The 24,880-nt window shown below is 32.2% G+C and carries 19 protein-coding genes and 1 tRNA gene; 10 read left to right on the top strand and 10 right to left on the bottom strand.

What is annotated here, in order from left to right:
• Positions 1–486: 486 nt before the first annotated feature.
• The 6 genes from AC3IS6_RS16775 to AC3IS6_RS16750 form a co-directional block, all read right to left on the bottom strand.
• The gene (locus tag AC3IS6_RS16775; RefSeq protein WP_489161034.1) at positions 487–1,212 is read right to left on the bottom strand and encodes an HNH endonuclease; all 726 of its coding nucleotides are present in this window, start codon (positions 1,210–1,212) and stop codon (positions 487–489) included.
• Positions 1,212–2,504: an AAA family ATPase gene (locus AC3IS6_RS16770; RefSeq protein WP_489161033.1), complete on the bottom strand. Its 1,293-nt coding sequence runs from the start codon at positions 2,502–2,504 to the stop codon at positions 1,212–1,214. Before AC3IS6_RS16770 ends, AC3IS6_RS16775 begins: the two co-directional genes overlap by 1 nt.
• A gap of 225 nt (positions 2,505–2,729) precedes the next feature.
• A complete protein-coding gene (locus AC3IS6_RS16765) occupies positions 2,730–4,547 on the bottom strand; it encodes a hypothetical protein (protein ID WP_489161031.1) in 1,818 nt (605 codons plus the stop codon).
• Between the two features lie 219 nt (positions 4,548–4,766).
• Complete coding sequence (locus AC3IS6_RS16760; RefSeq protein ID WP_489161030.1) at positions 4,767–6,806, bottom strand: UvrD-helicase domain-containing protein; 2,040 nt, start codon at positions 6,804–6,806, stop codon at positions 4,767–4,769.
• Between the two features lie 5 nt (positions 6,807–6,811).
• Positions 6,812–8,854: an AAA family ATPase gene (locus tag AC3IS6_RS16755; protein ID WP_489161028.1), complete on the bottom strand. Its 2,043-nt coding sequence runs from the start codon at positions 8,852–8,854 to the stop codon at positions 6,812–6,814.
• Positions 8,855–9,146: 292 nt separating this feature from the next.
• Complete coding sequence (locus AC3IS6_RS16750) at positions 9,147–10,253, bottom strand: DUF4238 domain-containing protein (RefSeq protein ID WP_489161026.1); 1,107 nt, start codon at positions 10,251–10,253, stop codon at positions 9,147–9,149.
• 228 nt (positions 10,254–10,481) lie between these two features.
• On the opposite strand from AC3IS6_RS16750, the gene AC3IS6_RS16745 reads away from it, so the two are divergent.
• Positions 10,482–11,972: a recombinase family protein gene (locus AC3IS6_RS16745; protein WP_489161024.1), complete on the top strand. Its 1,491-nt coding sequence runs from the start codon at positions 10,482–10,484 to the stop codon at positions 11,970–11,972.
• The gene (locus tag AC3IS6_RS16740) at positions 11,959–12,123 is read left to right on the top strand and encodes a PTS sugar transporter subunit IIBC (RefSeq protein WP_489161022.1); all 165 of its coding nucleotides are present in this window, start codon (positions 11,959–11,961) and stop codon (positions 12,121–12,123) included. The genes AC3IS6_RS16745 and AC3IS6_RS16740 overlap by 14 nt, the downstream gene beginning before the upstream one ends.
• A gap of 189 nt (positions 12,124–12,312) precedes the next feature.
• Here AC3IS6_RS16740 and AC3IS6_RS16735 read toward each other — a convergent pair.
• Both AC3IS6_RS16735 and AC3IS6_RS16730 read right to left on the bottom strand, forming a co-directional pair.
• Positions 12,313–12,386 (bottom strand) — tRNA-Arg (locus AC3IS6_RS16735).
• Positions 12,387–13,132: 746 nt separating this feature from the next.
• The gene (locus tag AC3IS6_RS16730; protein WP_489161020.1) at positions 13,133–15,511 is read right to left on the bottom strand and encodes an outer membrane beta-barrel protein; all 2,379 of its coding nucleotides are present in this window, start codon (positions 15,509–15,511) and stop codon (positions 13,133–13,135) included.
• 229 nt (positions 15,512–15,740) lie between these two features.
• Between AC3IS6_RS16730 and AC3IS6_RS16725 the strand changes: the two genes are divergently transcribed.
• The 7 genes from AC3IS6_RS16725 (at position 15,741) to AC3IS6_RS16695 (ending at position 21,681) form a co-directional block, all read left to right on the top strand.
• Positions 15,741–16,769: a sensor histidine kinase gene (locus tag AC3IS6_RS16725; RefSeq protein WP_489161019.1), complete on the top strand. Its 1,029-nt coding sequence runs from the start codon at positions 15,741–15,743 to the stop codon at positions 16,767–16,769.
• Positions 16,769–17,494 carry a LytR/AlgR family response regulator transcription factor gene (locus AC3IS6_RS16720; protein WP_489161017.1) on the top strand — a complete coding sequence of 242 codons (726 nt, stop codon included), beginning with the start codon at positions 16,769–16,771 and terminating at the stop codon, positions 17,492–17,494. The genes AC3IS6_RS16725 and AC3IS6_RS16720 overlap by 1 nt, the downstream gene beginning before the upstream one ends.
• A 257-nt stretch (positions 17,495–17,751) precedes the next feature.
• On the top strand, positions 17,752–18,540 hold the full coding sequence (locus tag AC3IS6_RS16715) for an SDR family NAD(P)-dependent oxidoreductase (protein ID WP_489161015.1): 789 nt from the start codon (positions 17,752–17,754) through the stop codon (positions 18,538–18,540).
• A gap of 234 nt (positions 18,541–18,774) precedes the next feature.
• On the top strand, positions 18,775–19,581 hold the full coding sequence (locus AC3IS6_RS16710; RefSeq protein ID WP_489161013.1) for a phytanoyl-CoA dioxygenase family protein: 807 nt from the start codon (positions 18,775–18,777) through the stop codon (positions 19,579–19,581).
• A 153-nt stretch (positions 19,582–19,734) separates the two neighbouring features.
• On the top strand, positions 19,735–20,421 hold the full coding sequence (locus tag AC3IS6_RS16705) for a CDP-alcohol phosphatidyltransferase family protein (RefSeq protein ID WP_489161011.1): 687 nt from the start codon (positions 19,735–19,737) through the stop codon (positions 20,419–20,421).
• Between the two features lies 1 nt (position 20,422).
• Positions 20,423–20,854 carry a GtrA family protein gene (locus tag AC3IS6_RS16700; RefSeq protein ID WP_489161009.1) on the top strand — a complete coding sequence of 144 codons (432 nt, stop codon included), beginning with the start codon at positions 20,423–20,425 and terminating at the stop codon, positions 20,852–20,854.
• Positions 20,855–21,102: 248 nt separating this feature from the next.
• Positions 21,103–21,681: a DUF4833 domain-containing protein gene (locus AC3IS6_RS16695; protein WP_489161007.1), complete on the top strand. Its 579-nt coding sequence runs from the start codon at positions 21,103–21,105 to the stop codon at positions 21,679–21,681.
• 51 nt (positions 21,682–21,732) lie between these two features.
• Here the strand turns inward: AC3IS6_RS16695 and ilvN are convergent, their stop codons facing one another.
• Together ilvN and AC3IS6_RS16685 are read right to left on the bottom strand one after the other, a co-directional pair.
• Complete coding sequence (ilvN, locus tag AC3IS6_RS16690; protein ID WP_489161006.1) at positions 21,733–22,233, bottom strand: acetolactate synthase small subunit; 501 nt, start codon at positions 22,231–22,233, stop codon at positions 21,733–21,735.
• 423 nt (positions 22,234–22,656) lie between these two features.
• Positions 22,657–23,532, bottom strand: a complete 876-nt coding sequence (locus AC3IS6_RS16685; RefSeq protein ID WP_489161004.1) for a LysR family transcriptional regulator — start codon at positions 23,530–23,532, stop codon at positions 22,657–22,659.
• A 207-nt stretch (positions 23,533–23,739) separates the two neighbouring features.
• Between AC3IS6_RS16685 and AC3IS6_RS16680 the strand changes: the two genes are divergently transcribed.
• Positions 23,740–24,876 (top strand): efflux RND transporter periplasmic adaptor subunit, encoded by a 1,137-nt coding sequence (locus tag AC3IS6_RS16680; protein WP_489161002.1) that lies wholly within the window; start codon positions 23,740–23,742, stop codon positions 24,874–24,876.
• The last annotated feature ends 4 nt before the right edge of the window (positions 24,877–24,880 follow it).

Raw genomic sequence — 24,880 nt, 5'->3', positions numbered from 1 at the left:
TTTTTGATTTGATAAGTATAAGTCGAAAGTATCTAGTTAGTGAAAAACTAATCTATAATATTCTAATTTGAATAAGTAAAATTAAACAATTATCATAAAATTATTCAAATCAAAAATTGATGATGATTTTTAGATTTTTTTATTTAAGACTAAAGGTAAAAGTAGAGCAGAAACTGCCCCCCCTCAAACCCGCATCTATTCTACATTATTATAATGTCCTAAACCTAAAGTGCACCGATTTTACACCTGAATTATAATTATTACTTGGAAACTGTTTATTCACTAAAAAAAAACAGCTTTTTTTTTGTTTAACGAATTGATATTCAGTGATATTATTCTGAGTGTTTTGCCTTTAGGGACGTCAGTATTTTTTGATTATTAAGAAATTTAATTTTTGGTGTTTTTCAGATATAAAACTTTTTTGAAAAAGCCTTTACTATTTGTTGCAGAAAAAGTACTAACTCCAATTTTTACTTTAAGTAATTCTTATTTCATCCTCTTTAATATCTTACAGATCGGGTACAGGAGGAATTTTAATGTGAAATTATTATTCTTTTGCTTGCTTAAATTTGTAAAATAGGACTTATTTGTGCCTGCAAATGAATTTATCAATGCTATCTGTACATTATTACAATCATTAAATGCATTCATCCAAATCGACCAAAAACCACTTTTAAGTGCAAGATCAACAATTGTCTCTATGTCACACTTTTTATTAATAAATTTATCATGGTATCTCTTGCTTAGTTCCCACGCTTGTTTACGTTCTTGCCATCTGTCGTCTTTAATACTGAATTTAGGATGACCTGGTCTGCGATCAAGTCCAATTAAATTTATAAGATTTTGAGCCTTACTAGCAGCGATAGGATCAACTTTAGATTTGATTTTTATTAGTCCACTTTCAAGATATTCAAAGGGAGAAAAGGTATTGCTTAGATAAGGTAATATTATATTTGGGAAATCTACAAGTTCAGTTCCTTTAATTGAATTACAGTTTTTACATGCTATTAGGAAATTATCCCAGTCATATGTTTTTAGTGGATGTGTAGATTTATCTTCGATATGCTCCACATCTAATGCTGAACTATATCCTTCGCGTTCACAATAACTGCAGAAATTACCCAGTGCAGAAATTAAAGCTGGTTTTGCATCGCCGTAAGGTTTATAAGTGGTTTTGTTTAAAGTAAATAAATTTTTATCAACAGGTCTCATTATTCCGATTTTCGTTCCGCTTTCATTAAAGCTACATATACAGGATCATCATTGAAAAGTAACTCGAGTTCATCTAGTTTGTCTTTTAATTCTGCGGTTTTAACGTCATCTGTTGATTTTTTTCCTTGCTCGATTAAATCGAAGTATTCTTCAGCTATGTCTTGATATTCTTTAAATTTAGCACTTCTCGGTACATAAGATACTTCCATTTCGTCTTTCGCGATCTCCTCAATGCTTTTGGTAAATGGATTTTCGTTGGGCTTATTTCCATCTAGGTTTATAACTTCTTCTGATCTAAGAGATTGCACGACAAAAGGGGAGTGAGTAGTCACAATGAATTGTACTTTAGGAAAGGTTCTTTTTAAATCAGAAACTATATTTAATTGCCAATTTGGATGCAAGTGCATATCAATTTCATCAATTAAAACAATTCCATCCGTATCTAAAACTGCTCTTTCGCCAAGATGTGGATTTAATTTTATAGCTCTATAAGCTAAATCAGCTGTAAGACTAATAATACCTTTATAACCATCACTAAAATCTCTGAATGGAATCCATTTTCCTTCCGAATTTCGTCCGAGTAAATCATCTAGCCCCCAATGGAAATGTATATCATCCCATTCTGAAATCATACTAGTTATAGCATTTTTAAATGCTGTATACAATGCTTTATCCTTGTTGAATTTTAGAATAGAGTCTTCATAGGTTTTGAACCAGTTTAAAAATTTTTGCTCGATTGAACGTGGATCTAAACATGCATAATATCCATCTAATCTAGATCCTACTCTTTCATACTCTATTGGTTTTACCTTTGCTTTTTCGTAAATCTGTCCCCACAACCGACCTGTTGTGTGATAAGCTATAAGAGGTAGGTTTTGATCTGTTGTTAATTTTTCTAAAAGATATTTGCCATACTTTTTAAGTTGAAATGCGTCGCGCACTGTTAAATTGTTAGAGCCAATTTTTTGCTCACGTTTCCATGAAATGCATTCGTCTATATTTTCAACGCAAAAAACACCACTTAATATGACATTTGAATACTCAATATTATCATCTGATATAACATTTTTTCTTATTTCTCCTTTTAAAAGCGGTCTAGATCTAGCTCCTTTTAGTCCAAAATAGGCTGTCGTGTTCATTAGAAAAGTACCCATTCCAATTGATACGGCATCTAAAATAGATGATTTTCCTTTTCCATTCTCTCCAATAATTACGTTGAAAAATGGATCAAATTCAAAATTTCCTTGCTCGATTCCTTTAAAATTTTCAATATGAATGTTGGTAATTCTCATTAAATTATATTTTAGTGTAAATATATGAAAACCCTTCATTATATGCTATGATTCTAAAATCTGCTTAGCTAAAATTTTAAAATAAAGAATTAACCTAGTTTTTGCCTAGATCGAGTAAATTTATAATCCAATAAAAAAAATATTCTTTTAGAATTTAATAGTTTATTTAATAGGTAAAAGCTTTGAAGCTATCCAGATTCTATATGATGGCTTCCGGTTTTAAATTTAGGGCTTGCAATAAATGTAAACACCATCTACTCCTGCTTCTTTACAACCATTAATGAATGAAGAAATAAACCACAAGATCTGTATAACTTCATTTCTTTCTGCAAAAGCTTCCGCATCACGTAATTGCTGAAGCTTAATTTCTAAACCGCTTTTTGAGAGAAAATTCAGCGTTAGATAAACTTCTCTTTGATGATTAGGTTCTAATATGGTACTCTTAAATCTGTCTATGAAATCAACTATTGAGTTACCTTTTCGTAACCTACTTATTTGTGTTTGAAAACCATCGTTATTGTAATTACTACTCCAGAATGCTTGTTTTGAAGCTAATTGAAAATCCTGTGGCATTAGATTCCCTAAATTTTTTAGTGCCTGTCCAACGATATCTTGAAAAGCAGATGCTGAAAAATTTGCGTCTTTATATTTTGAATGAATGAACTGTATTTTATTTCCATTGATACTAATATGATCGGCCCATTCTTTTCCAAGATCATCACAAACTAAATATTCTGATTCTGGCAAAAATATGTCTTCGACAATACTAAAAACTGATGAAGGGCTAAAATTGGTAGAAGCATTTGAAAATGCACCTTTTTCACTATTTGCATTTTCAAGTTGCTGATTAGGAATGAATATCTTTAGAAAGTTATCAATATTGCCTAAGAGTCTATTATCTCTAAACAACTTTCGATTTGTATAGATAAGTTCACAATTGTCAAAATTTACTATGAATTGATTTGATGAATTAATGTAATCCAATAGATTTTGAATCCTTCCATTATCTTTAAATAAAATAACATTTTTTAATTTTTGAGATCTTACTGAAATAGATTTTTCATTCATTCTTACTTCTAAATCATTTACATATGGATTCTGGATATCATAAGTTGTAAGACCAACAGTATTATGGTTTGTTATCTGAAGCAAAGTTTCCACATTTGAGATATGTTTAATCAAATCTATTTGTCTTTGGCTGCCATCATCTAAAACAATTCGAGTCTCATGAATTACATTTTGTTCCAAGTCCTCGTATAATTTTGAGAATACAAATAAGATGGCAATTGGCATTAAATCACTTTTATGATCTTTAAAATCTATAGATTCAGAAAAAATTGACAAGAAGGTTTCTCTGTCTGCATGCGCTCTTAATCTCTCAACTTGTAAAAATCCCCATTTTGAAATTTCTTTTATAGAGCACTTTTTGCCAAATTTGTTTATTCTGGATGTATTTAATGAAAGGGATGTTTTTTCTTCATCATTTTTGACCCTTATATTATTTACGACGTAGTTACTTGTGCCGAGTGGAGAAAGATTTTGTTTTAGATTGAGAGATTCAAGTGACTTTTGACGCATAGCACGATCAGAAACATTCATGTTTTGCATATTTATTTTTTCAATTAGTGTATCCTCGTCAACATACAGAGTTGAAAGTACTTTATAATCAATTGGCTCGAATTTTTCGAGAAATTCTCTAAGTTTACCAACATTTCTTCTAATTGTCATTATATATTCTTTAAAGTCTATTATCAGGATGTAAGCTAGTTTTATTTCTTCCCAATTATCTAAATGTTCCTCAAGAATAGATGGAATAGCAGTATAACGGAAGATACAAATTGAATAGTTAAAATTTTGCTCATCAATTATAATCTCCTTGTTTATTACTCTTAGAAGATAATTTCCAGTCTTTCCGCTTGAAATTTTTCTGAAAAGATTTGTAATTAGAAATCTAGATATGTTTACTTCATCAGGATTTGAATAAAAGTAGGCATTTTCATTCAAAACAATTTGGTTTAAAATTTCATCTTCGGTTAGTTGCATAGCTAAGTTGTTTAATTTTTTAGAAAGTCTCTTTTTTAAAGGTGTGGATGACCTTTAAATTTCGCCGTAACTTTTTTGGGGAAGAAAAAGTATGAAGTGCATTATTCCTTCAAATATTATCTTGCTGAGAAAAAGATGTTTTAAATTTCTCTTCCCAATAAGTGCAAAGTAGATTGTATTTTTTCAGGCTCTCCATCTTTTATGGTTTTATCTTATAATTCAATATGCCTTTACATCAACAAAAATCTTTGACAATGATGCTTTAAAATCAGTAACATCATCAAGATAAAATATTCTCAGATTCTTAATAGCTCTGGAACATGCTACATATAAAAGGTTTTTTGTTTGCTCAAATTCTTCATTATCCTCCTCTGTTGCATTTTGTACAGCCATGAAAAAATTTTTAAAATACATTTTGTTTTTTCCAAAAGCATTACCCATTAGTATTAAAACATTATCAAATTCAAGCCCTTTTGTGCCATGATAAGTATGATAGACTATTTCAGTTTCATTTTCCCTTAGGATATATTTATACCACAATTCAAATTCTTTAAGATTAATGTTTAAGAAAGCTTCAATAGCTTTTGCTGTTTCAGCATTATCTTCTTCTTTTAAGTTGGGATAAAGTATTTCGGACAGGTAGCTTTCTGTTGATTTATGTGGGAAGCCTTCAAAATCAAATAATTGATTTATTAATTCTTTATATTTTTTGTTTTCAGTAGAGGTATAGATACTAGTGATTGATTCTAACAATTCATTTAAGGTATTGCCTTTAATTTTTTTTAACGAATCAATAAAAACCCTTAAAAGTTCTATATTCATATCAGAATAAATGTATTTGTTTAATACATCTTGAACAGGTGTTTTTTTTAAGTTTAATTTGAATTTAAATTCAAGAATGCGATATATAAAAGATGGAATTTCTCCTAATCTGACTTGGTTGTCACTAAGTAGTTCTGTGTTTAATTGCTGGTAACCAACTTTATACTTTTTTGTATTTGCAAAGAAGTTATAAATATTGCTGAAACCGCTATATTCAGCAACACTTTTGTTGGTCAATACAAAACAGTGCAGTTTATTTTTTAAAGAAATGCTCCATTTAGATCTATATTGCTCAATAAATGCATCAATTTTATCATTTTGTCCAGCATAAAATTTTACACTGCCACCCTTAGAATCATCATAGATTGACGATTGCTTTATTTCATCATTTCTTATTGCGTTAATAATAGTAACTACTTCTTCTGTAGATCGACGATTAAAAGGTTTGATAATTGTTTTAAGATTCGGATGCACTTTATTAATATTTTTTCCAATTCCCCCATCATATATATTTTGAGCAGGATCTCCGAAGTAGCCAACAAAAAAGGGATGATTAATTTCTATAGACCGCTGTGTCAAAATTGACATGATTTCAATAACTGTTTTTTCAGTGTCCTGATATTCATCAATCAAAAAATAGGGATGCTGATCAATTATTATCTGTTGCAACACATTATGGCTTTTTATAATTTTAATTCCGTATTGTAAAAGTGTATCGTGGCTGATTCTCATCCAGTGTAAACGATCTGAATTGTATGATGCATTGTATTTTACTTTTAAATATCCTTCCTTTTTTGCATTTATATGTTGTAAACAAGATGTATAATTGTTTATTTTGTAGATAATTTTAATGAGCTCTTTAAAATCGGAATAGTTTTTTAAAATGTTTGGAAAATCTTTCAGATGAACCCCAAATATTTCTCTGAATTTAGCAGCATTTTCATCTTGACTCTTGTAAAAAAGTTCTGTTTGAGAAATCATTAAATCTGCTAAACTTGATTTTTGCTTGTTACTTAAATTTCTAAATGCAGTAAATTTATTATCTGCACCTATCTTGTTATTTAAGATGCTGATTTCTTCATTCAATTTAAATTGATGAATTTTTACAAGCTCTTTTTGATGATCTTTAATAAGTTCCCATATTCTTTCATGAATTGTAGACACTAATACCAATTCGCTGTTTCCAAGACGGTTTTTTACTTCTTCAACGGCAACATTTGTATAAGTGATGCAAATAATTTTTTGATTATGCACTTTTAGCCTTGAGCCGTGTTTATTAATTATATGTTTTAAGCTTTCCACAAGCGAGTATGTTTTACCGGAACCCGCACCAGAGCTAAATATAATATTTTCATTTTGGTCAATTGAATTAAAAATTTCCTGCTGAATATCTATCTCTTGTCCTTTTTTCTCTGCTGATATAATTGATAAACTCATATTTTTTAGACAATATTTAATTTAGTAGAAAGCCAATTAAATCCTTCAGTGACATATTGGGGTAACTTGGGAAGTTCAGCATTTGCATCTGAAGTAATATATTTATATAGTAATTTATTTGCAAAATCACTTTTACATCCAGATAGTTTCTGTTGCAGTTTGTAGGAATTATTTTTTATTTCTTCCATATCAATTTCAGCACCTACAATGCTGCTGTAAATGTCAGGTTTTAATTCCTTGATGGTATCATTTAAAATCGGATTTCTGAAATTGGTGAGAATGAAGGCTTCTTCGAAACTGGTGGCATAAAATCCGTTAATTTGACCCTGAAATGCTATTTTTAAATTTTCCTTTATTAATGTTGAAGGCAATTTGGTTAATAATTCTTTTTCTTCGTTATATTGTTTTATTGTTGCATTTGTTGTGGTCTTTTTATCTAAGCTACTAATCTGTGTAAAAATATCTTTTTCAGAATCAGTTCTTTTGATATCCAAATCAGTAATTATTAAAGCTGGTATTTTTAATAATTTTATTAATTCATGATAGACGAGACCGTGGGCTCCATCTATATTGAAAATAGATATATAAAATTTATTAAGCTGAGTTTCATTATCGAGGTAATATCTTAGAAGTGTTTCTTCAGTGATACCTTCCACAAGGATAATTGCATCGGAAAAAAACAGTTCTGAAACTTTATATTTTATATGTTTTTTTAAAAACTTTAAATTATTTTCATTATTGTTATCACCCAATTGTGGTGTGATTTTTTTGTCATTAAGTGAAACTACATTAGAGTTTTGTTCTATAGTTGTGACATAATTAATATTGTTGAAAGAATTACCACTGTGGATTTTACTGTTCAGGATATGCGATGAGTGAGTGGTAATAATAAGCTGACTGTTTATGTTTTTTTTGTTGCTTTTCAACAACGATGAAATAGCTTCATTTATATTTTTAATAAATAATTCTTGCATTTGAGGATGCATAAACGTTTCAGGTTCTTCAATTGATATTAGATTTACTTTACTGTTGAAAGAATCCTCTGGATATTTTTCCATATATTCAATTAAATCAGCAATGATCATCATCAAGTTAGTGTATCCTAGACCAAATTGAGTTTCTGGTATATTATCACCGTACTCAATATATTCATATTTTATAAGATCATTCATTAATTTCTTAAATGAAATATCAGAACTTAAGATCATTTCTAACTTATCTGAAGATTCAATTGCGTTTAATGAGGTATTAATTCTGTTGGTGTGCTTGTCTGTAATGTTTAAACTCAGTGCCCCGTTAATTTCTGTTATTATCTGCTCAAGTTCCTTTTTGTCTCTCTTACCTTGAGTGGATCTGTATCGATATTCTACAATTTTGCTAAACGCTCTTGATAAGCATTTTTCATTTTCAACATTATTGGCCTTTATAGCTTTTATTTCTATAAGGTCTTTTATTCTAAATGGTACTTCAATACCATTACTGTTGTAGTATTTTATTTTAAAATCTATAGAATCACTTAGCAGCTCCACAAACTTTTTGAATCGTAACATTTTATCAACGATTCCCTCATCCAATAAATCTTTGACAGCTTTGTGGAAATTTTCATATTCCATTAATTCATATTTTATAAGAATATCTAATTCGGAATTAGCTACATTTTCCAAAGTCATGAACGCGACTAAATTGGTGACAAGATCACTACTGTTCTGTTCAATTCCAACCGTTATGGTAAATTCGAGCAATGGAGGTTCTACTGATAAAAATTGATTATCATAATCATTCTGATATTCTCCTAATTTTTTACGTAAATATTTAAAATTAAAATCATTTGCTTCGAATTTATTGTCAATTATAAGTTTTTCCAAGGCTTTAGTTATTGTCGTTTTACCAGAATTGTTCTTCCCGACTATAAGTGTTGTTATAGGGGCTATATTAATTAAGGCATCACCTTTTTGTTTAAGGTAATTTTCGGCGTCTACAAATTCAACGACATTGTTATCAACACGAAATTTTCTAAAGTTATTTATTTTAATTTTTTTTAGATACATAAAAATGGATAAGGTTAAAATCTATTTTATTTTTAAATGATAATAGATTTGATTTTAGATTGGGAAGCTTATTATAATTACTTAAAGTCACAAGCTTTAAAAACAAAAGTCAGAATTTTAAATTCAAGTTCTTTACGGAAAACCATAACTGTGATTTCTTTTTCTCTTAAAATCATTTTGATACAGATATTTTATAAATCAAAAATACGATTTAAGGTAAATCCTCTATGCGTATAAATACCTGTTGTGAGCTATTGTATTTTCTGTGTTATACGCAATTTCTATATTTTAATTACTTTTTTAAGATAGTATAGACTTTGAAAGTGTATGCTTTGTATTTTACATTTTTTCTATACTGATCTGACATACTATGCAGTTTAACTGCACAAGATTTTGAGATAAAATTTAATTTCTGAAGAGAGAGTCTAATATTCAAGTCCGATACTCCCATTGCAATCATTTGCGCTGTAAGGTTCTCTATACCTTTCGGAGCTTTGATTTCATGCACATTGATAAAATCATCATTGGCTTTTTTATACTTTTTCGATTTTTCTTGAAGAGTTCTGATATAATGCTCAGAAGCTTTGTGATTGAAATTAACAGTAGACTCGGAATTGAGAAATTGCAAGAGATTAAGCTGGTCAATACTCTTTTTATCATCTATCACTACTATATGCTCTTTTTTATTTCCGAGTTTATAGATATCGGAATCATATACAGCTAACATATACGAATCATTTAGCGGCAAGAATAGTTGCAGTCCTTTTAATCCAAAATCTCTTTGACTGCCAAATTTCCAGTTTCTTTTTTCTAAAAACTGATTATACATGACAAGCGGATTATCCGAAATTATAAAAGGATTTGAGGTTTTATTTTTAATGAGCTTATATTTCAGGTGTAAAAGATCGGGTACAAGAAGTTCGGCAGATTTTAGTGAATTCAGTTTTCCCTTATCGGATTGTTGTTCTTGTAATCCAGGAATCATATCGGTAGAGACATTACCTTCGCTGATTTTAGACTTAGTATTTGGAAGTCTTTGCTCAAATTTTTTTAGAATTTTGAAATGAATAGGGTTTCGAAGATCCAAAATAATCAGGAAGTGAAGCATTTTAGAATGATTAGGACTTTGTGGAATAGGCAGTTTTTCTCCTTCCCACATTTCTCTAAAGATTGGCGCAGAATGTGATTCGAGTTTTGCAAGCCACTCTTCAAGCTCGCCATCAGGTCCATAAAAATGTTTTCTGCCTAGATGCGAGGATATTTTTACATGACTTTTAAAAACATTCCTATTAGTCTCGAACATGCCGATGGTTTTTCCATTATTTTCAAAGGAGAAGAAACGCTGGGAAAATTGTGGTACGAAGTGCTGTATTTTCGGAATTTGTTTTTTTTGTGCCATTTTGCATTCTCTTTATAAAACAGAATAACTATTGATATGCTTTGCTTAAATTTAGTAATTAAAAGCTGTGAATACAATATCATTTTAAAAAAAAAGCGTATTGATTTTTAATGGGTTGTATATGTTTTTATTATGTATAGCGTTTTACTAAAACAACATGATAACTTTTTTATTAATAAGTTCATGTATAAAATATTCAGTAATAAATCTAACAAATACATTCATTCTATGAAGTCAACCTATTTATACGTTCGTGTAAGTACGGACGAACAAAAGAGAAAAGGTTACTCCTTGCCAGAACAGGAGGACAGATTATTGAAGTATTGTAAATATTACGATATCGAAGTCAAAGGAATTTATCGGGAAGATTTCTCTGCGAAGAATTTCAATAGACCAGAATGGAACCGATTGTTTTCAGAAATCAAAAAGAAATCATCAGGAGAAGATAAAAATATATTATTTATCAAATGGGATCGATTCAGTCGTAATGTTGAGTATGCTTATGAAATGATTGGAAAGCTTCGGAAATATAAAACAACAGCAAAGGCTATTGATCAACCAATTGATTTTTCTGTACCGGAAAGCACAGTTATGCTGGCTGTATATTTAGCTGTTCCAGAAGCAGAGAATACCCGGAGAGCCCAAAATACTGCAAATGGCATTCGTAGAGCCAAGTTGATGGGCAGACATCCCAGTAAGGCACCATTAGGATTTATCAATTTGACATTAACGGATGGTAAAAAAGGTATTGCTCCTAAAGAGCCAGAAGCCGAAATTATAAAATGGGCTTTATATCAAGTTGCCAAGAACGATCATAAAATATCTGAAATCATTAAAATAGTTAATGATAAAGGATTAGTATGCTCAAGGTCGCACTTTTTCAGGATTTTACATAATCCTGTTTATTGCGGGCTTATACCAGTCACACTTGACTCTGGTGAAGAGGGGGTAGTAAAAGCGTTACACGAGCCATTGATATCTGAGTCTTTGTTTAATCAGATTCAGTCTGTTATTAATACAAGAAGAAAAACTACTGCAAAAAGATATGATTTACAATCAATGTTTTTTCTTAGAGGTTTTTTAACCTGCCCTGGTTGTGATCGAAAACTTGGCGGAAGTGTATCAAAAGGAAGATCGAAAAAGTACCCATATTATCATTGCCATAATGGCTGCAGAACAAGGATAAATGCAGAATTTCTTAATGATTGCTATGAAAATAAACTTAAACAATGGATACTTTCAAATAATGCAATTGAATTATTTAAGGACATTTTGGAAGACCGGAATATAAAGACACAGAAAGCAAGTTATTTATACGCTCAAAAAGTATTGGAGAGGAAAATAAATGAGGAGGAGCTGACCCTTTCTCGAGGCAGAAAATTATTTATAGCTGGAATATTAAAAATTGATGACTACAACGAATTAAAAAAAGAGAATCAAGTCAGTACCAAAAACCTTAAAAAGGAAGCACGTGATATTGTTGTTAAATTAAAAGCTATTGATAGAAAAAATCAAATAGAAGAAAAAGCATTAGTTGAAATCTTTCAAAGATTTTCTGAATTTGAGACTTCAGATAAAAGACATCTTGTAAATCTTATTCCACCGACGGAAATTAATTTTAAAACAGGAGATCTATCTTTAGGCTTAAATCAAGCATTTTTAAAAATATTATCAAAAAAAAGAAACCGAAAAAATAATAGAAAAAATGAATTTTATTGAGAAGAATGTTTCAGTAGAGAAAGCCGTTATTATTCTTTCCAAAAACGGCATTCATGTAGATGAGAAGGAAGCTAAAATTATTTTGGAATTACTGTATTTAGTATCAAAAAATTACGATAAACCAAAAGAGAAAAAAATCCTATATCCTTAACGGGATTTCGAACCATCGTTCAGCTTCGATTAAATCTCTAATAGCGCCACTTTAAGACTGTTTATTTCAAACAGACTAAGAATTTCTTGTGAAAAAATCGAACCACAAATATTAGCTTGTCAAGGCTTGAAAAATCTATATGTTTGTGTATAAAAAAAGAGACAACTATTTGCTAGTTGTCTCCTTTAGTGACCTCGACTGGATTCAAACCAGTAACCTTCTGAGCCGTAATCAGATGCGCTATTCAGTTGCGCCACGAGGCCTTTTTTACTTTCAATAAGCTATTTTAGTAGCATTGTTGATTGTTGTTTGAGGGTGCAAAGATAGACATAAATGTGAGATATGCAAATATAAAATCCCCTGTTTACGGGAGTATTTTGCTCGTGAAGACAAAATTGATCTATACAAATTATAAATACATTCATCGAAATAAAATAATTTATGATTTTACATCCTCTGGATAAGATAAAATGATAAGAGTAATAATTCTATAATGTTTTCATAAGAAGTAAGTTGACAGTTCTTTTATTGTATATAATAATTTCGGAAAGTTTTTTTGCAAAGTTTTAGAATAATTTAGATCGGGTACGAACAAGACGCTTAATCTAGCTAAACTATTGTATGTATACGCAACAAATTTATTATTTATAGGCACAAAAAACTTAACTCTGTCTTTTACTGTGAATCTTTAGTAATGCAGTAACCTTATAATTTTATCCCAAGCGCAGGACGCTGACTTTTAAAACAATTTTAAATATACCATTCCATTTTTTGTATTGAAAAATTGGTCGGTCAGACCGTATACTTTTGGTACAATTTGACCAGTAGTTTCGCAATGTGTTGACCAACATAATTGTATTCAAATACAATGATAATAGAAAAAAAGTATAGAAAGAACTTCGAAAGAAATGGGATTTTAATTTTGTAGGTCTTACTAAAGTATGTTTTATAAAGACAGACAACGCCACAGAAGAAAGTGCCGCTGTCTGTTTTTTTAGTATCTCTCGTTTTACATTCTTTTGGTTTCCTCTTTTAGTGATGTGGCTTTTACTTCTTTATTTTTTCCTGATCCAAAATAGTAGGTCAGTTGCATATAAAAGTTGCGTGTTTCCCAACGATTAGTCCAGTCAGTTGATACATTGTTAACTTTTGTGGTCTCGTTATAGAAGCTCTTTTTTAATAAGTTTGTACATCCTCCTTCTACGATCAGTTTTTTGTCCAACAAGCTTTTTTTACCGGTTAAACTCATGTCATAGGTAGCTATTGAAAAGCCGCTCGGCGTGGTAGAACGTCCATTGTAGAAACAATTCATGGTTATCTTCCAGCCCCTTTTTAAGTCTGCGGTCTGGTAAAAATTAAGATCGTAGCCGAAGCCTGTTCCGCTATATGAAAAGTTTTTAATTTCTGATTTTTCCCCAATCAGATAGCTGTCAAAACTCAGCTGCATTGTCCACCATTCAGCAGGCTGGAAAGGCATGGATGCTGAAAAGCCGAACCTGCTGCCTTTGGCCGCATTGGCATCATAGGTAATATTATAGTTTTGGTCACGCTGGTAGTCTATAACCTTGATAAAGCCATCTTTATAAAGGTAGCCGTAAAGGCTAAGATTCAACTTACTCTTGTAGATATAACTCAGTTCAAAACTGTCGTAATATTGCGGTTTTAATGCCGGATTTCCAATATTCAGAGTATAAGCATCCATATATTCGTAATAGGGATTCAGAGATAGATAATTTGGTCTGCCAATGCGTTTACTATAGCTAAATTTGTACTGGTTGTTTTCCTGCTTGTAACCAAAAGAAAAAGACGGGAATAAATTAGTGTATACTCCTTTATTCTCTTTGAAGTTTATTTGAGACGATGCTACAAAGTTGTAATGCTCTACACGCATTCCTGCCTGCATATTCCATGGGCCAAATTCACCAGAGGCCTGCGCATATCCGGAAATGAGTTTTTCATCATATTTAAAGTCATTGACCAATAAGCTGTCTGGTATAAACAACAGTTTTGTATTATTCGTTGTATAACGGTTGTAATAGTTCATTTTTACATAAGAGTACTTGGCACCTGCCTCAAAATTGATTTTCTTTGAGAGCTTATGACGGAAATCAATCTGTAGATTAGCAATAGTGTAAGATGTTTTGTTTTCACCTGCAAGCTCTATAAAAGTGCCATCTGCATAATCATTAAGCTGCGCTCCATTTTTCTTCTGGCTAAACTGCAAAAAGTTGGCCTGCACATCAAGTTTTGTGGTAAGGCTGTCAGAGGTAAAATTATAAAATACATTACCGGAAACACGTTTCTCCGGAACGGTAAAAAACTGACTAAGATCAACTCTGTTCTGCAAAGTGTTGCCAAGGTATTCATTCGTATACCCATTGGTTGTTTCTTTACCGCTTTCGTTGTAATACTTCCATTCGGTGCTTAAAATCTGGTTTTTATTTATCTTTCTTTCTACAGCGAAGTTGAGGCTGGACGATTTAGTAACGGGTAGCCAGGTGTTGTACTGGTCTATAATCTTTTCAGTTCCCTCCAGAGCAATGTTCTGTTTTATATGTCTGTAATTAACCGATTTTCCATTGTAGTAAGATCCATTCGCAGTGAGCGTCCAAAGAGAGTCGTTATAAAACAATCTTCCTCCTTGTCTGCTTTTAAAATAGTCTCCTTTGTAAGCTGCGGTGTTTATGCTCCCGGACAAACCTGTGGCGTTGCTTTTCTTCAGAACAATGTTTACTATACCAGCTGTTCCTGCTGCTTCATACCTTGAAGAGGGCTGTGCTATGATCTCAATTGATTTTAGATCCGAACCTCTTAAAGAGCGTATATATTCGCGCAAGGCATCTCCTGAAAGCAAGCTTTTTCTACCGTTAATCATAACCTGTATGTCCTTATTACCTCGGTAAACAAGGTTTTCATCTTTATCAAGACGCATGCCTGGCACTCTGGTTATGGTTTCAAGCCCGTTGTTCCCATTTCCTATACCAGAGGCGTCAACATCAAATATTGTTTTTTCCCCCTTTATAGTAATTGCATTTTTACGGGTATCAATAACAACTTCCTTAAGTTGATTCTGGTCCTGTATCAGCATAATATTCAAGATTTCGGGTAGGCTATGAGCTGTAATTTCTTTACTGAATTTGGCATAGCCAAGGTAAGTTACTGAGAGGCTGCCTGATTTAAAAGAAGTGGGAAGACTTATAGCGTAATTACCTGTTTTATCCGTTTCTGTGGTTACTATTTTTTTTTGATTTTCGTCAGTAATGTATACTGAAGCATGAGGAATACCAGTGGTGGTCTTTTGATCTTTTACTGTACCTTTAATTGATGTTTGCGCCAGATTAAGCAAGGGGAATAAAAGCGCAGTGGCTATAAACAGTAGTTTTTTCATAATTGATTTTTGATTGGCGATTTTTGATTGATGATTGATTTACGCTACAATGTTACTCTGCCTATTTTTTTCAAAAGTTTACTTCGTACCAATTGCACATTTTATAAAACAAAAACTAAGCTGCGTCTTGTTTTGTATTTGGTTGTGTAATCCTAGTGGTTCATCCTGTAATTAATCCTATTAAACCATTCAGGTTGTCTTTATGATCTAAAAGAATTACTTTAGCCTAATGAGCAGAAAAAAAGAGATACTGTGCCACATTTTATTCTGGTTCTTATTTGTGGGGCTGGACGAGCTGCTAAGAAGTATGAGGGTTTCTAAGGATTTAGATCCCCTATGGATTATTCTTCATCACATTGGCTTTCTGTTGTTACAACTGCTGATTTTTTACCTTAACTATCTTATTATCTGTCCCCGGACAATTCCCTTTAAAAAATGGTATTTCCTAATTCTGGCAGAACTCAGCCTTGTATTGCTTTTTCCGTTCTTACGTTTTATTTACGAGGAAATCTTCCTCTTTAAAATAACAGGTAACCATAATTACAATATGGAAACGTTGACGCCACTTTATTATATTTGCGATAACTCGTATTATTCCATAAGAGTGCTGTTGTTTAGTCTTGTAGGTTATTTTATGAAATACCTTTGGAATACCAGTGCTCAGATGAACCAGCTGACCTTAGAAAAGAAGCACGCAGAATTACAGGCTTTAAAAAACCAGCTCAGTCCGCACTTTTTATTTAATTCTCTGAACGGTTTTTACTCTGATTTGTATGACACAAACCCAGAAGTTGCTGCTGATATAATGAAACTGTCGGAAATGCTGCGTTATGTTACTTACGAAAGCAAAAATGATATAGTATCGCTTAAAGACGAAACGATGTTTCTGAAAAATTATATTGATCTGTTTAAAAGGCGTTTTGACGGCATGGTGGCGATAGATTTTATACATTCCGATAATCTGGGAAATCACAGAATACCGTCGTTAATGTTGATACATTTTCTTGAAAATGCCCTTAAGCACGGTATCAGCGATGATTTTGAAAATCCTATAACGATAAAGCTGAAAATTGAGAACGGAAGGTTTATCTTTACATCAGAGAATAAGTACCGAATTATTAAAAGCTACGATGAGCATGGTATAGGAAACAAAAACATAAGCCAAAGACTGAGTTTAATGTATCCTGACAACCATACTCTTATTGTTTTAAAGGACGATAACTACCACAAAGTAACCCTAAATATGCCATTGAGTTGATGAGCGATTACCTTACTGCTATAATTGTAGATGATGAACCTCCTGCTATACGTCTGCTTCAAAAATATTTTGCGCAACTTCAAGGAATAAAATGTATCGCAACCTGCACGCGGGCTTTAGACGCTCTTGTACTTATAGAAAAACACAAACCTGATGTGGTATTTCTTGACATACAAATGCCTGATCTTAATGGTATACAACTTTCAGCAATTATTAAAGACAAAGTGAAAATCGTTTTTACTACTGCTTACCCACAATTTGCAATAGAGGGATTTGAAGTGAATGCGATAGATTATCTGCTCAAACCCATAGCATTTGAACGTTTTATTATGGCTGTGGAAAAAGTACGCAAACAGCAAACAGAACCTGTCGCTGTAAATGCAACTGCCCAAACGAACATTGATGAATACTTTTTTGTGAAAACGGATGGCAAAAAACGTTATCAGCGTATTGAAGTGAAAACCATCAATTATTTAGAAAGCATAAAAAATTATGTAGTACTGCATACTTCATCCGAACAGGTGGTGACCTACAATACCTTAAAATATTTTGAAGAAAACCTGCCCGGCAGCCAGTTTGTAAAAATTCATAAATCATTTATCGCGGCGATCGGCAAGATTGAAAAAACAGACAATAATGAAGTCTGGGTTTCTGGGAAATGCCTTCCAATTGGCGATACTTACAGAAATGATTTTTTTGAGAGGATTGAACGATTCGAAATTTAAAAGTTTTTTTTGATTAGTATATATAAACAGGTAAGCTCTCTGTTTGAATAGTATGAAGAATTTGGTTCGAATGCCTTGTTTTATATTGTTAATGTTTTGTCAAGTAAATGATTAGCTTAATAAGATAACCTCCTCGCTTAAAGAATATGGTGTACTATAAGTACTGTAAAGTAGGGAAGGCAGAGAGTAACCATTATACCCGCTGCACAGTCAACAGTTTGCAATTAATTTTTATATTTGATGCTTAAACTAATATAATGAGCGAAAAAACGAAACCGTATGCCTTAATAACTGGCGCCAGCAAAGGCATTGGAAAATCTATTGCTTATGAATTAGCCAAACAGGGTTACCCGCTATTGCTTATTGCAAGAAGTGAGGAGGAACTAAAAATACTATCTAATGATCTTCAAGTTAGATACAGCGTCAATGCTTCTATTTTATCGATTGATCTTTCGATAGATGGCGCATCGTTAAAAGTAACCGATTGGATAAAAAGGAACAACTATCCGGTTGGCATTTTAGTAAACAATGCCGGTTATGGGGTGTGGGGCGATTTTAGTCAGTCTTCACTAACCGATCAGCTTGGCATGATGCAACTTAACATGAATGTAGTTGTAGAACTTTCACATTTATTAGTACCTATACTTTCACAACAAAAACAAGCTTATATTTTAAATATATCGAGTACTGCTGCGTACCAGGCTGTACCTACGTTAGCTGTTTATTCGGCTACAAAGGCATTTGTTTTATCGTTTACGCGTGCCTTGCGTTTCGAACTTGCACAAACTTCAATTTCAGTAAGCTGCTTTAGTCCGGGACCGGTTGATACCGGTTTTGCTGCAAGAGCTGGTTTAAGTGCCTTTAGCAAAATGGCCGAAAAGTTTAATATGCAGCCTGATGAAGTTGCAAAAATTGCCGTAAAAGCCATGTTTAGTAAAAAATCTGAGGTTATTTCGGGTTTTACAAATATTATTTCGGTTTATGCCAACCGTATACTACCAAAGGCTTTTATCGAAAAAACTGCAGCTGGAATTTATAAAATTTAACTTTTTTCAAAAAAAAATATAAAAAAAATCTTTGTAAAAGAGAAATTATATTTATCTTCGTTTTTTTTATCTACTAATTCTATAGAGTATGTCTAATAAAAGAAATATGTTTAGTTTTCCGAAAGAACGAATGCAAGTAAACAACATGCGAATGTGTCGCTGTTGTTGTTGCTGTCGCTAATCTTTTAGATAAAATTACAAACACTATTATTTCATTTATTAAATATATTTATTATGGTATCTTCTTATAAAACTTTTACCCTTACTGAGCAATTAACTGATGAGCAAATAAACTTTTTTAACGAATATGGCTTCATCCACTTCAAAAAATTTATAAATCCGGATACTGTTTCATCCATCATTGATGCCTCGAAACAAGTGGAGCAAAAATGGATCGACAATGACCTTAAAAAAGTAAATGGCGTTCCAATTAAATTTGGAAAAGATTTAGACGGTTCTCCAATTGTTCAACGTTTTGCTTTTATCAATCAGCATCATCAAACCTTAAGTGGTCTTTTACTTGACCCAAGATTTAATGGTTTATTACAATTGGCAGGCGATGACGCAAGATTAGGAACTGAAGAAAAAGATGGAATGGTTTTCAATCATTATATCAATGGACCGGAAAGTAAGTTTACCAAAATGGGCTGGCATACCGATGGTTTGAGAGATATTTTTTACGGTTCAAAATTAAATCCGATGCTAAATGTGGGGATCCATTTGAGTACTTTAAAACCCGAAAACGGTGGTCTTAAAATCATTCCGGGTACGCACAAGCAAGGTATTTATCAAATGCTTTTCCGTAAAAAATACTTTTTAGATCATAACGCCGATCCAGAAGAGATATCTATCAATCCCGAAGCTGGAGATTTAACCATTCACGATGGCCGTTTGTGGCACAGAGTTGCTGAGTCTTCTATCCGTGGGGAAGAAAGTAGGAGGAGAGTTATCTATATTCCTATTATAGCTGGAAAATACGCTCCTAAAAACGAGAACAGTCCAACGGTTTTCTATCAACGTTTTGCCGGTATTGTTAAATAGTATGCTGTTTATTATCGCATTTAGTTATCTGGTTAGATCAGGTAAGCTAAAAAGAACGACCGAGTTTTTTAAAAATACGCAAAGAAAAATAAAACTAAAAACTATAAAACTAGAATTAGTTGTACTATCTGGCTTAAAAATATTGCGCTATTAATGGAAAAAGAAAGAGAGATTGAAGGTTATACTGCAATTGCACAAAGAACATTTTCAGACCGTAAGCGAACAAATTTTTTAAAAAGAGCAGAACAGTTAACGATTGTATTTTTCCTTCCAAAGGTACCCGGGTTTATTTCGCCGAACGTACTCACTTTAATTGGCACACTTGGTTCGGGATTGATTTTTTTAGCCTTTGTTTTAGGTACTTATGTAACAAATTGGTACTTGCTTTTGGGAATTATCGGATTGGTCATAAATTGGTTAGGCGATTCTTTAGATGGAAGATTGGCTTATTATAGAAATATTCCGCGTCGTTGGTATGGTTTTGCACTTGATATTATTGCCGATTGGATTGGTATTGTACTTATAGGCTTTGGCTACTACATTTATGCTAAAAATGGGACACAAATAGTAGCCTTCGCTTTTGTCGCATTGTATGGCTGGTCTATTATCATAAGTCAGTTACGCTATAAAATTACAAATGAATACCGTATAGATTCTGGCTTTGTTGGTCCAACAGAACTTAGATTTATTATTGCTTTGATTTTAATTGCAGAAGTTTTGTTTGATGGATCAATTACCTATTTAGCAGGATTAATCACTATTATATTGTTTACAATCAACACTAGTGATAGCTTAAAGCTTCTGAAGTTAGGCGATTTAAAAGACAAAAACCAGGACTGATATGTTCAGGAAAAAATCCATTTTCACTTTTCTACAAGCACAAGTTGCGGCATTTTTAGGTGGTATGACCGATTATGGCTTAATGATTTTATTAACAGAGGTATTTGAACTGCATTTTACCTTTTCTATTCTAATCTCCGGAACTGTTGGTGCAATTATCAATTTCAGTATCAATAGGTTTTGGGTATTTAAAAGTCAATCCAGTTATAGCAGCCGCATCAACAGTCAGCTTTTTAAATTTGCGTTGGTTGTATTGGGAAGCATTTCCCTAAAATCATTTGGCACGCTTATTTTGCAAAAAGGATTTCAAATTGATTATAGAATCGGAAGGTTAATCACGGATAGTTTTGTTTCCTATGGATTTAATTATCCACTCATTAAATATTGGGTTTTTAAGGCAAACAAAAAACAGAATGTAATCGAATCAAATTAATCCGTTGGGTGTAAATCTAAAAAAGTAATTAAACACATAATTCGAAGCCCAATGTTATTAAGTTCAGCTTTTTAGAAAATAAAATTAATCTCGCAAAGTCGCTAAGACGCAAAGTTTAAACACAATATTGTCATTTCGATTTTGGCAAAGATTTGTTCGGCATTATTGAGTTTTTTTAAGTTAATCACATCGAGCTTCGGGACTATGTATTAAAATATGTGCTACTAATGGTTATATAAAATTTTATCATGAATAAACTATCATTTAAATACTTTACAAAATCACTAATCGTTATAACGATCTTAATGAATATAATTTCTGAAAATGCATTGGCACAATCCAAAAATCCATCGCCATTACATTTTCCAACGCCTAAAAATATAGATAATATGCTATTTTATATTCAGCGTGACCCCAATATAAACACTGCTATTTACGCCATAAACTATCAGGAGAATGGAAAAATAGACAAAAGTAATCCTGTAAAAGCGTATTGGATTCGATATGCCGAGAAAGGAGAAAAAAAGGATCTTAGCTTCTTACAGCGTAAATTTGCATACGGAATAGAAAGTAAAACTTTAAATAATGAGGAGTTTGAGCTTCAATTTGTGTCCTATAAGAAGTTACCCTTAACCTTGAAAAAAGTAGAGTCCGATCAAAAATATCGTGTTTTTGTAAGTTTAAATCAGAAGAAAATACAAGTTGAAAAAATATTTGTACGCATTGAAGGAGGTTCTTTTTGGTTGCCCAATGTAAAATATGCCGAAGTTACCGGCATTGATGCTTCTTCAAATAAAATAATTACCGAAAGAATGTTACTAAAATAGGCCCCGATGTAGCCAATTATCCTTTTTTTCAATATATACTTCTAAACAAAACTATGCATGAAAAGATTCAGTGTTCAGAGCTACAGCAATTCGGGCACTTTTTATAAATTCGATTAATCCAAAATTAGTTAATTCGATTGCTAATTCATTGATAACATCTTCTTGTCCTGTTGCTTCAAAAACAGTAAAATCTTTCTCAATTATTATAAATCTGGCGTTATATTTTCTTAATAATTGATTCATATTTGCGTCGTTGATGAAATTAGAAGTCATTACTTTAAATAATCCCATTTGTTTCCATACGATTTCTTCGTTTGCGTGGTAGTAACATTTGAAAACCTCTATAATTTTTTCGATTTGAAGCGCAATATTTCTAACGGTTTCAGAAGTTTCTTTTATAACGAGAGTGCATCTGTACATTTTGTCAATTTCGCAAGTAGAGATATTGATACTTTCTATACTGATTTTTCTTCTCGTAAGTATAATAGTTATTTTATTTAATAATCCCATTTGATCTTCTGTGTAAGCGGTTAAAGTATATTCTTGTTTCATTTGAAAAGGGTGTCTGTATTGTTTGAATTAGTAATAGTTAGTGTTTTTTAGAAATAAAAAAACCTTTCTCATTTATGACTGAGAAAGGTTTTTATTATACAATAGAATCCTGCCTCGTCAGAGTAGACGAATAATGATAATTGCGATAATGATAATTTGTACTGAATTTTTCATGTATATTTTAAATAAAAAAACCTCCCGAAGAGGGAGGTTTTAAATTGTATCTGTGTACTTATCTATATAACATCCCTGGTCATTATCAAATGATAATAATGCTGCTAATAATAGAGATGTTAATTAAGTTTTTCATTTTGTGTTTTTGATGTGCGACAAATGTATTGATTTTTATAATGCTAAAGAAAGTTTTTTTTCAATGGAACTGTATCTGTTTTAAAGACGAATGTATTTCAGAAAAATAAACGATTATTTCAGTAGTTTTTTGACCATTTCGATTTGATCTGTTGTGACATTATTTTTATTGTAAGCAAGATAGATCGTGTTATGAGTGGGGTGGTGGCCTTTCCAGATTTCTTTAATATGATTTTGTGTTATATCATCCTGCACTAAATAATCTGATGCAATGGTAATGCCCGAACCAAAACGAATTCCTTTCAGAATCGAATTATAATCAGGAATAACAAATCGAGGTTTGATAGTGGGGCGTTTTTTAAAATTTTCCAGCCAAAATCGCCTAATGATGGCCAGATCACTGCTGTAAGCATACCAATCTTTATCGCAAAGCCATTTTTCAGCTTTATCAAATTCAGAATTGGTTATAAAGTGATCAAATTCGGTTGTATCAAATTCCTTATTGCCAACAAGAAGCAAATTGGCAGTACGAATAGGCTCATAAATAATATCCTTTTCATCATTACGATTCGAAGTAATCACAAAATACAGTTTTCCTGAGTTTAGTTTTTGCATTAATTCTTTGGAGGGACAAAATTCAAAAACAAGATTCGCAGGAGCCTGACTGATTTTTGAAGACAATATGCTGTAGAAAAATTCTTTTGAGGTACCAATACAAGTTAGCGGAATATTGGAAGAACGCGTATATCTAAATTCAGCTTCAATATATTCCAATTTTTCAATAGCGTCAATTACCTGAGTATAAAATAATTTGCCATAATCTGTTGGCACCATTCGGCGCGGTTTTCTTTCGAATAGCTGTTTGCCAACATGAGCTTCAAGAGCCGATAAATGCTGACTTACATTGGGTTGCGAAATAAGCAGTTCCTGCGCAGCACCTGTCAGCGTGCCCACCTGATATATCGTTTTAAATGTTCTGTACCATTCCATGTCTACCATGTTGCAAAGTTACTTGTTTTTTATTTTCCTTATCATATTAAGTATAAACTGATTTATAGATATCTATAAATTATGCTATTTTCTTTATAATTAATTCCGATACACCTTTGCATGCAATTTGCGAAACCTCAATTTAAAAGAACAACATTGAGATTTCCATCCAATTCATTATTAATCCATTAAAAATTATTTATTGTCATGCAGCAACATTTAAAAGCTTTGCTTAGTACTATATTCCGAACGTCCATGGTCGGTTATTGCTTATTGGTTTTACAAGGGTGTTCATCCAAAGTAGAAAAAGAAAAAACAGTAACGCCTTTAGTGGCAACCGTTACAGTTGATACCACATCGGTTACAACAGAATTAGAATTTTCGGGTATGCTAGAAGGAATCAGCAATATCGAAATAAGACCTCAGGCAGAAGGATATCTGGAAAAGATATTTGTAGACGAAGGGGCGTATGTACGAAAAGGACAATCGTTATTTCTTATTAACGATACACCTTACAGCGAGAAGTTAAACCAGTCAACAGCATCTTTGCAAACCGCATTGGCTAACAGGGAAAAAGCCAGAATTGAGACCACAAGAATCCAAAAATTGGTTGACGGAAAAGTTGTTTCAGATGTACAGCTTAAAAATGCCCAAGCCGAACTTAGCGCAGCAAATTCAGCTGTACGACAAGCAGAAGCAGCAAAGAAAAGCGCTGCCATAAGCAAAGGGTTTACACTGATAAAAGCTCCTGTAAACGGATATGTCGGAAAACTGCCTTATAGGGTTGGGAGTCTTGTTGGACATAATGAGCCGGAACCATTATCTGTGGTTTCAGATATCAATACCATGTATGCCTATTTTTCAATGAGTGAAGAAGCTTTTCTTCAGTTTAAACAGCAGTATCCGGGAAAAACCATAGAAGAAAAAATTAAAAGAATTCCTTCTGTTCGCTTAATGCTTCCTGATAATTCAGTTTACGGGGAACAGGGCAAGGTCGATATTGTTCAGGGACAGTTTGATAAATCTACGGGTTCTATTACGTTTAGAGCTTCATTTCCTAATGTAGGAGGGCTTTTACGTTCCGGAAATACAGGCAAAATTATCATGTCACAATACAACAAAAATGTAATTCAAATTCCACAGTCGGCTACTTATGAATTGCAGAATAAAGTCATGGCTTATGTGGTCGAAAAAAACAATAAACTGAAAAGTGTATCCTTAAAAATAGGACAAAAAACAGCTTTAAATTATATCATTTCCGAAGGATTAAAACCTGGAGATATATTGGTGTCAAAAGGACTTGAACGCTTGCATGAAGGTATACAGGTAAAAGTTTCAAAATAATAAT

The organism is Flavobacterium sp. KH_035 (assembly GCF_057839565.1).
This window is presented reverse-complemented; position numbering and strand designations above follow the sequence as displayed.

What these genes read in the sequence shown, in the direction of transcription:
- AC3IS6_RS16775 (WP_489161034.1), bottom strand. Translation starts at nt 1,212, where the DNA reads ATGAGACCTGTTGATAAAAATTTATTTACTTTAAACAAAACCACTTAT.
- AC3IS6_RS16770 (WP_489161033.1), bottom strand. Translation starts at nt 2,504, where the DNA reads ATGAGAATTACCAACATTCATATTGAAAATTTTAAAGGAATCGAGCAA.
- AC3IS6_RS16765 (WP_489161031.1), bottom strand. Translation starts at nt 4,547, where the DNA reads ATGCAACTAACCGAAGATGAAATTTTAAACCAAATTGTTTTGAATGAA.
- AC3IS6_RS16760 (WP_489161030.1), bottom strand. Translation starts at nt 6,806, where the DNA reads ATGAGTTTATCAATTATATCAGCAGAGAAAAAAGGACAAGAGATAGAT.
- AC3IS6_RS16755 (WP_489161028.1), bottom strand. Translation starts at nt 8,854, where the DNA reads ATGTATCTAAAAAAAATTAAAATAAATAACTTTAGAAAATTTCGTGTT.
- AC3IS6_RS16750 (WP_489161026.1), bottom strand. Translation starts at nt 10,253, where the DNA reads ATGGCACAAAAAAAACAAATTCCGAAAATACAGCACTTCGTACCACAA.
- AC3IS6_RS16745 (WP_489161024.1), top strand. Translation starts at nt 10,482, where the DNA reads ATGAAGTCAACCTATTTATACGTTCGTGTAAGTACGGACGAACAAAAG.
- AC3IS6_RS16740 (WP_489161022.1), top strand. Translation starts at nt 11,959, where the DNA reads ATGAATTTTATTGAGAAGAATGTTTCAGTAGAGAAAGCCGTTATTATT.
- AC3IS6_RS16730 (WP_489161020.1), bottom strand. Translation starts at nt 15,511, where the DNA reads ATGAAAAAACTACTGTTTATAGCCACTGCGCTTTTATTCCCCTTGCTT.
- AC3IS6_RS16725 (WP_489161019.1), top strand. Translation starts at nt 15,741, where the DNA reads ATGAGCAGAAAAAAAGAGATACTGTGCCACATTTTATTCTGGTTCTTA.
- AC3IS6_RS16720 (WP_489161017.1), top strand. Translation starts at nt 16,769, where the DNA reads ATGAGCGATTACCTTACTGCTATAATTGTAGATGATGAACCTCCTGCT.
- AC3IS6_RS16715 (WP_489161015.1), top strand. Translation starts at nt 17,752, where the DNA reads ATGAGCGAAAAAACGAAACCGTATGCCTTAATAACTGGCGCCAGCAAA.
- AC3IS6_RS16710 (WP_489161013.1), top strand. Translation starts at nt 18,775, where the DNA reads ATGGTATCTTCTTATAAAACTTTTACCCTTACTGAGCAATTAACTGAT.
- AC3IS6_RS16705 (WP_489161011.1), top strand. Translation starts at nt 19,735, where the DNA reads ATGGAAAAAGAAAGAGAGATTGAAGGTTATACTGCAATTGCACAAAGA.
- AC3IS6_RS16700 (WP_489161009.1), top strand. Translation starts at nt 20,423, where the DNA reads ATGTTCAGGAAAAAATCCATTTTCACTTTTCTACAAGCACAAGTTGCG.
- AC3IS6_RS16695 (WP_489161007.1), top strand. Translation starts at nt 21,103, where the DNA reads ATGAATAAACTATCATTTAAATACTTTACAAAATCACTAATCGTTATA.
- ilvN (WP_489161006.1), bottom strand. Translation starts at nt 22,233, where the DNA reads ATGAAACAAGAATATACTTTAACCGCTTACACAGAAGATCAAATGGGA.
- AC3IS6_RS16685 (WP_489161004.1), bottom strand. Translation starts at nt 23,532, where the DNA reads ATGGAATGGTACAGAACATTTAAAACGATATATCAGGTGGGCACGCTG.
- AC3IS6_RS16680 (WP_489161002.1), top strand. Translation starts at nt 23,740, where the DNA reads ATGCAGCAACATTTAAAAGCTTTGCTTAGTACTATATTCCGAACGTCC.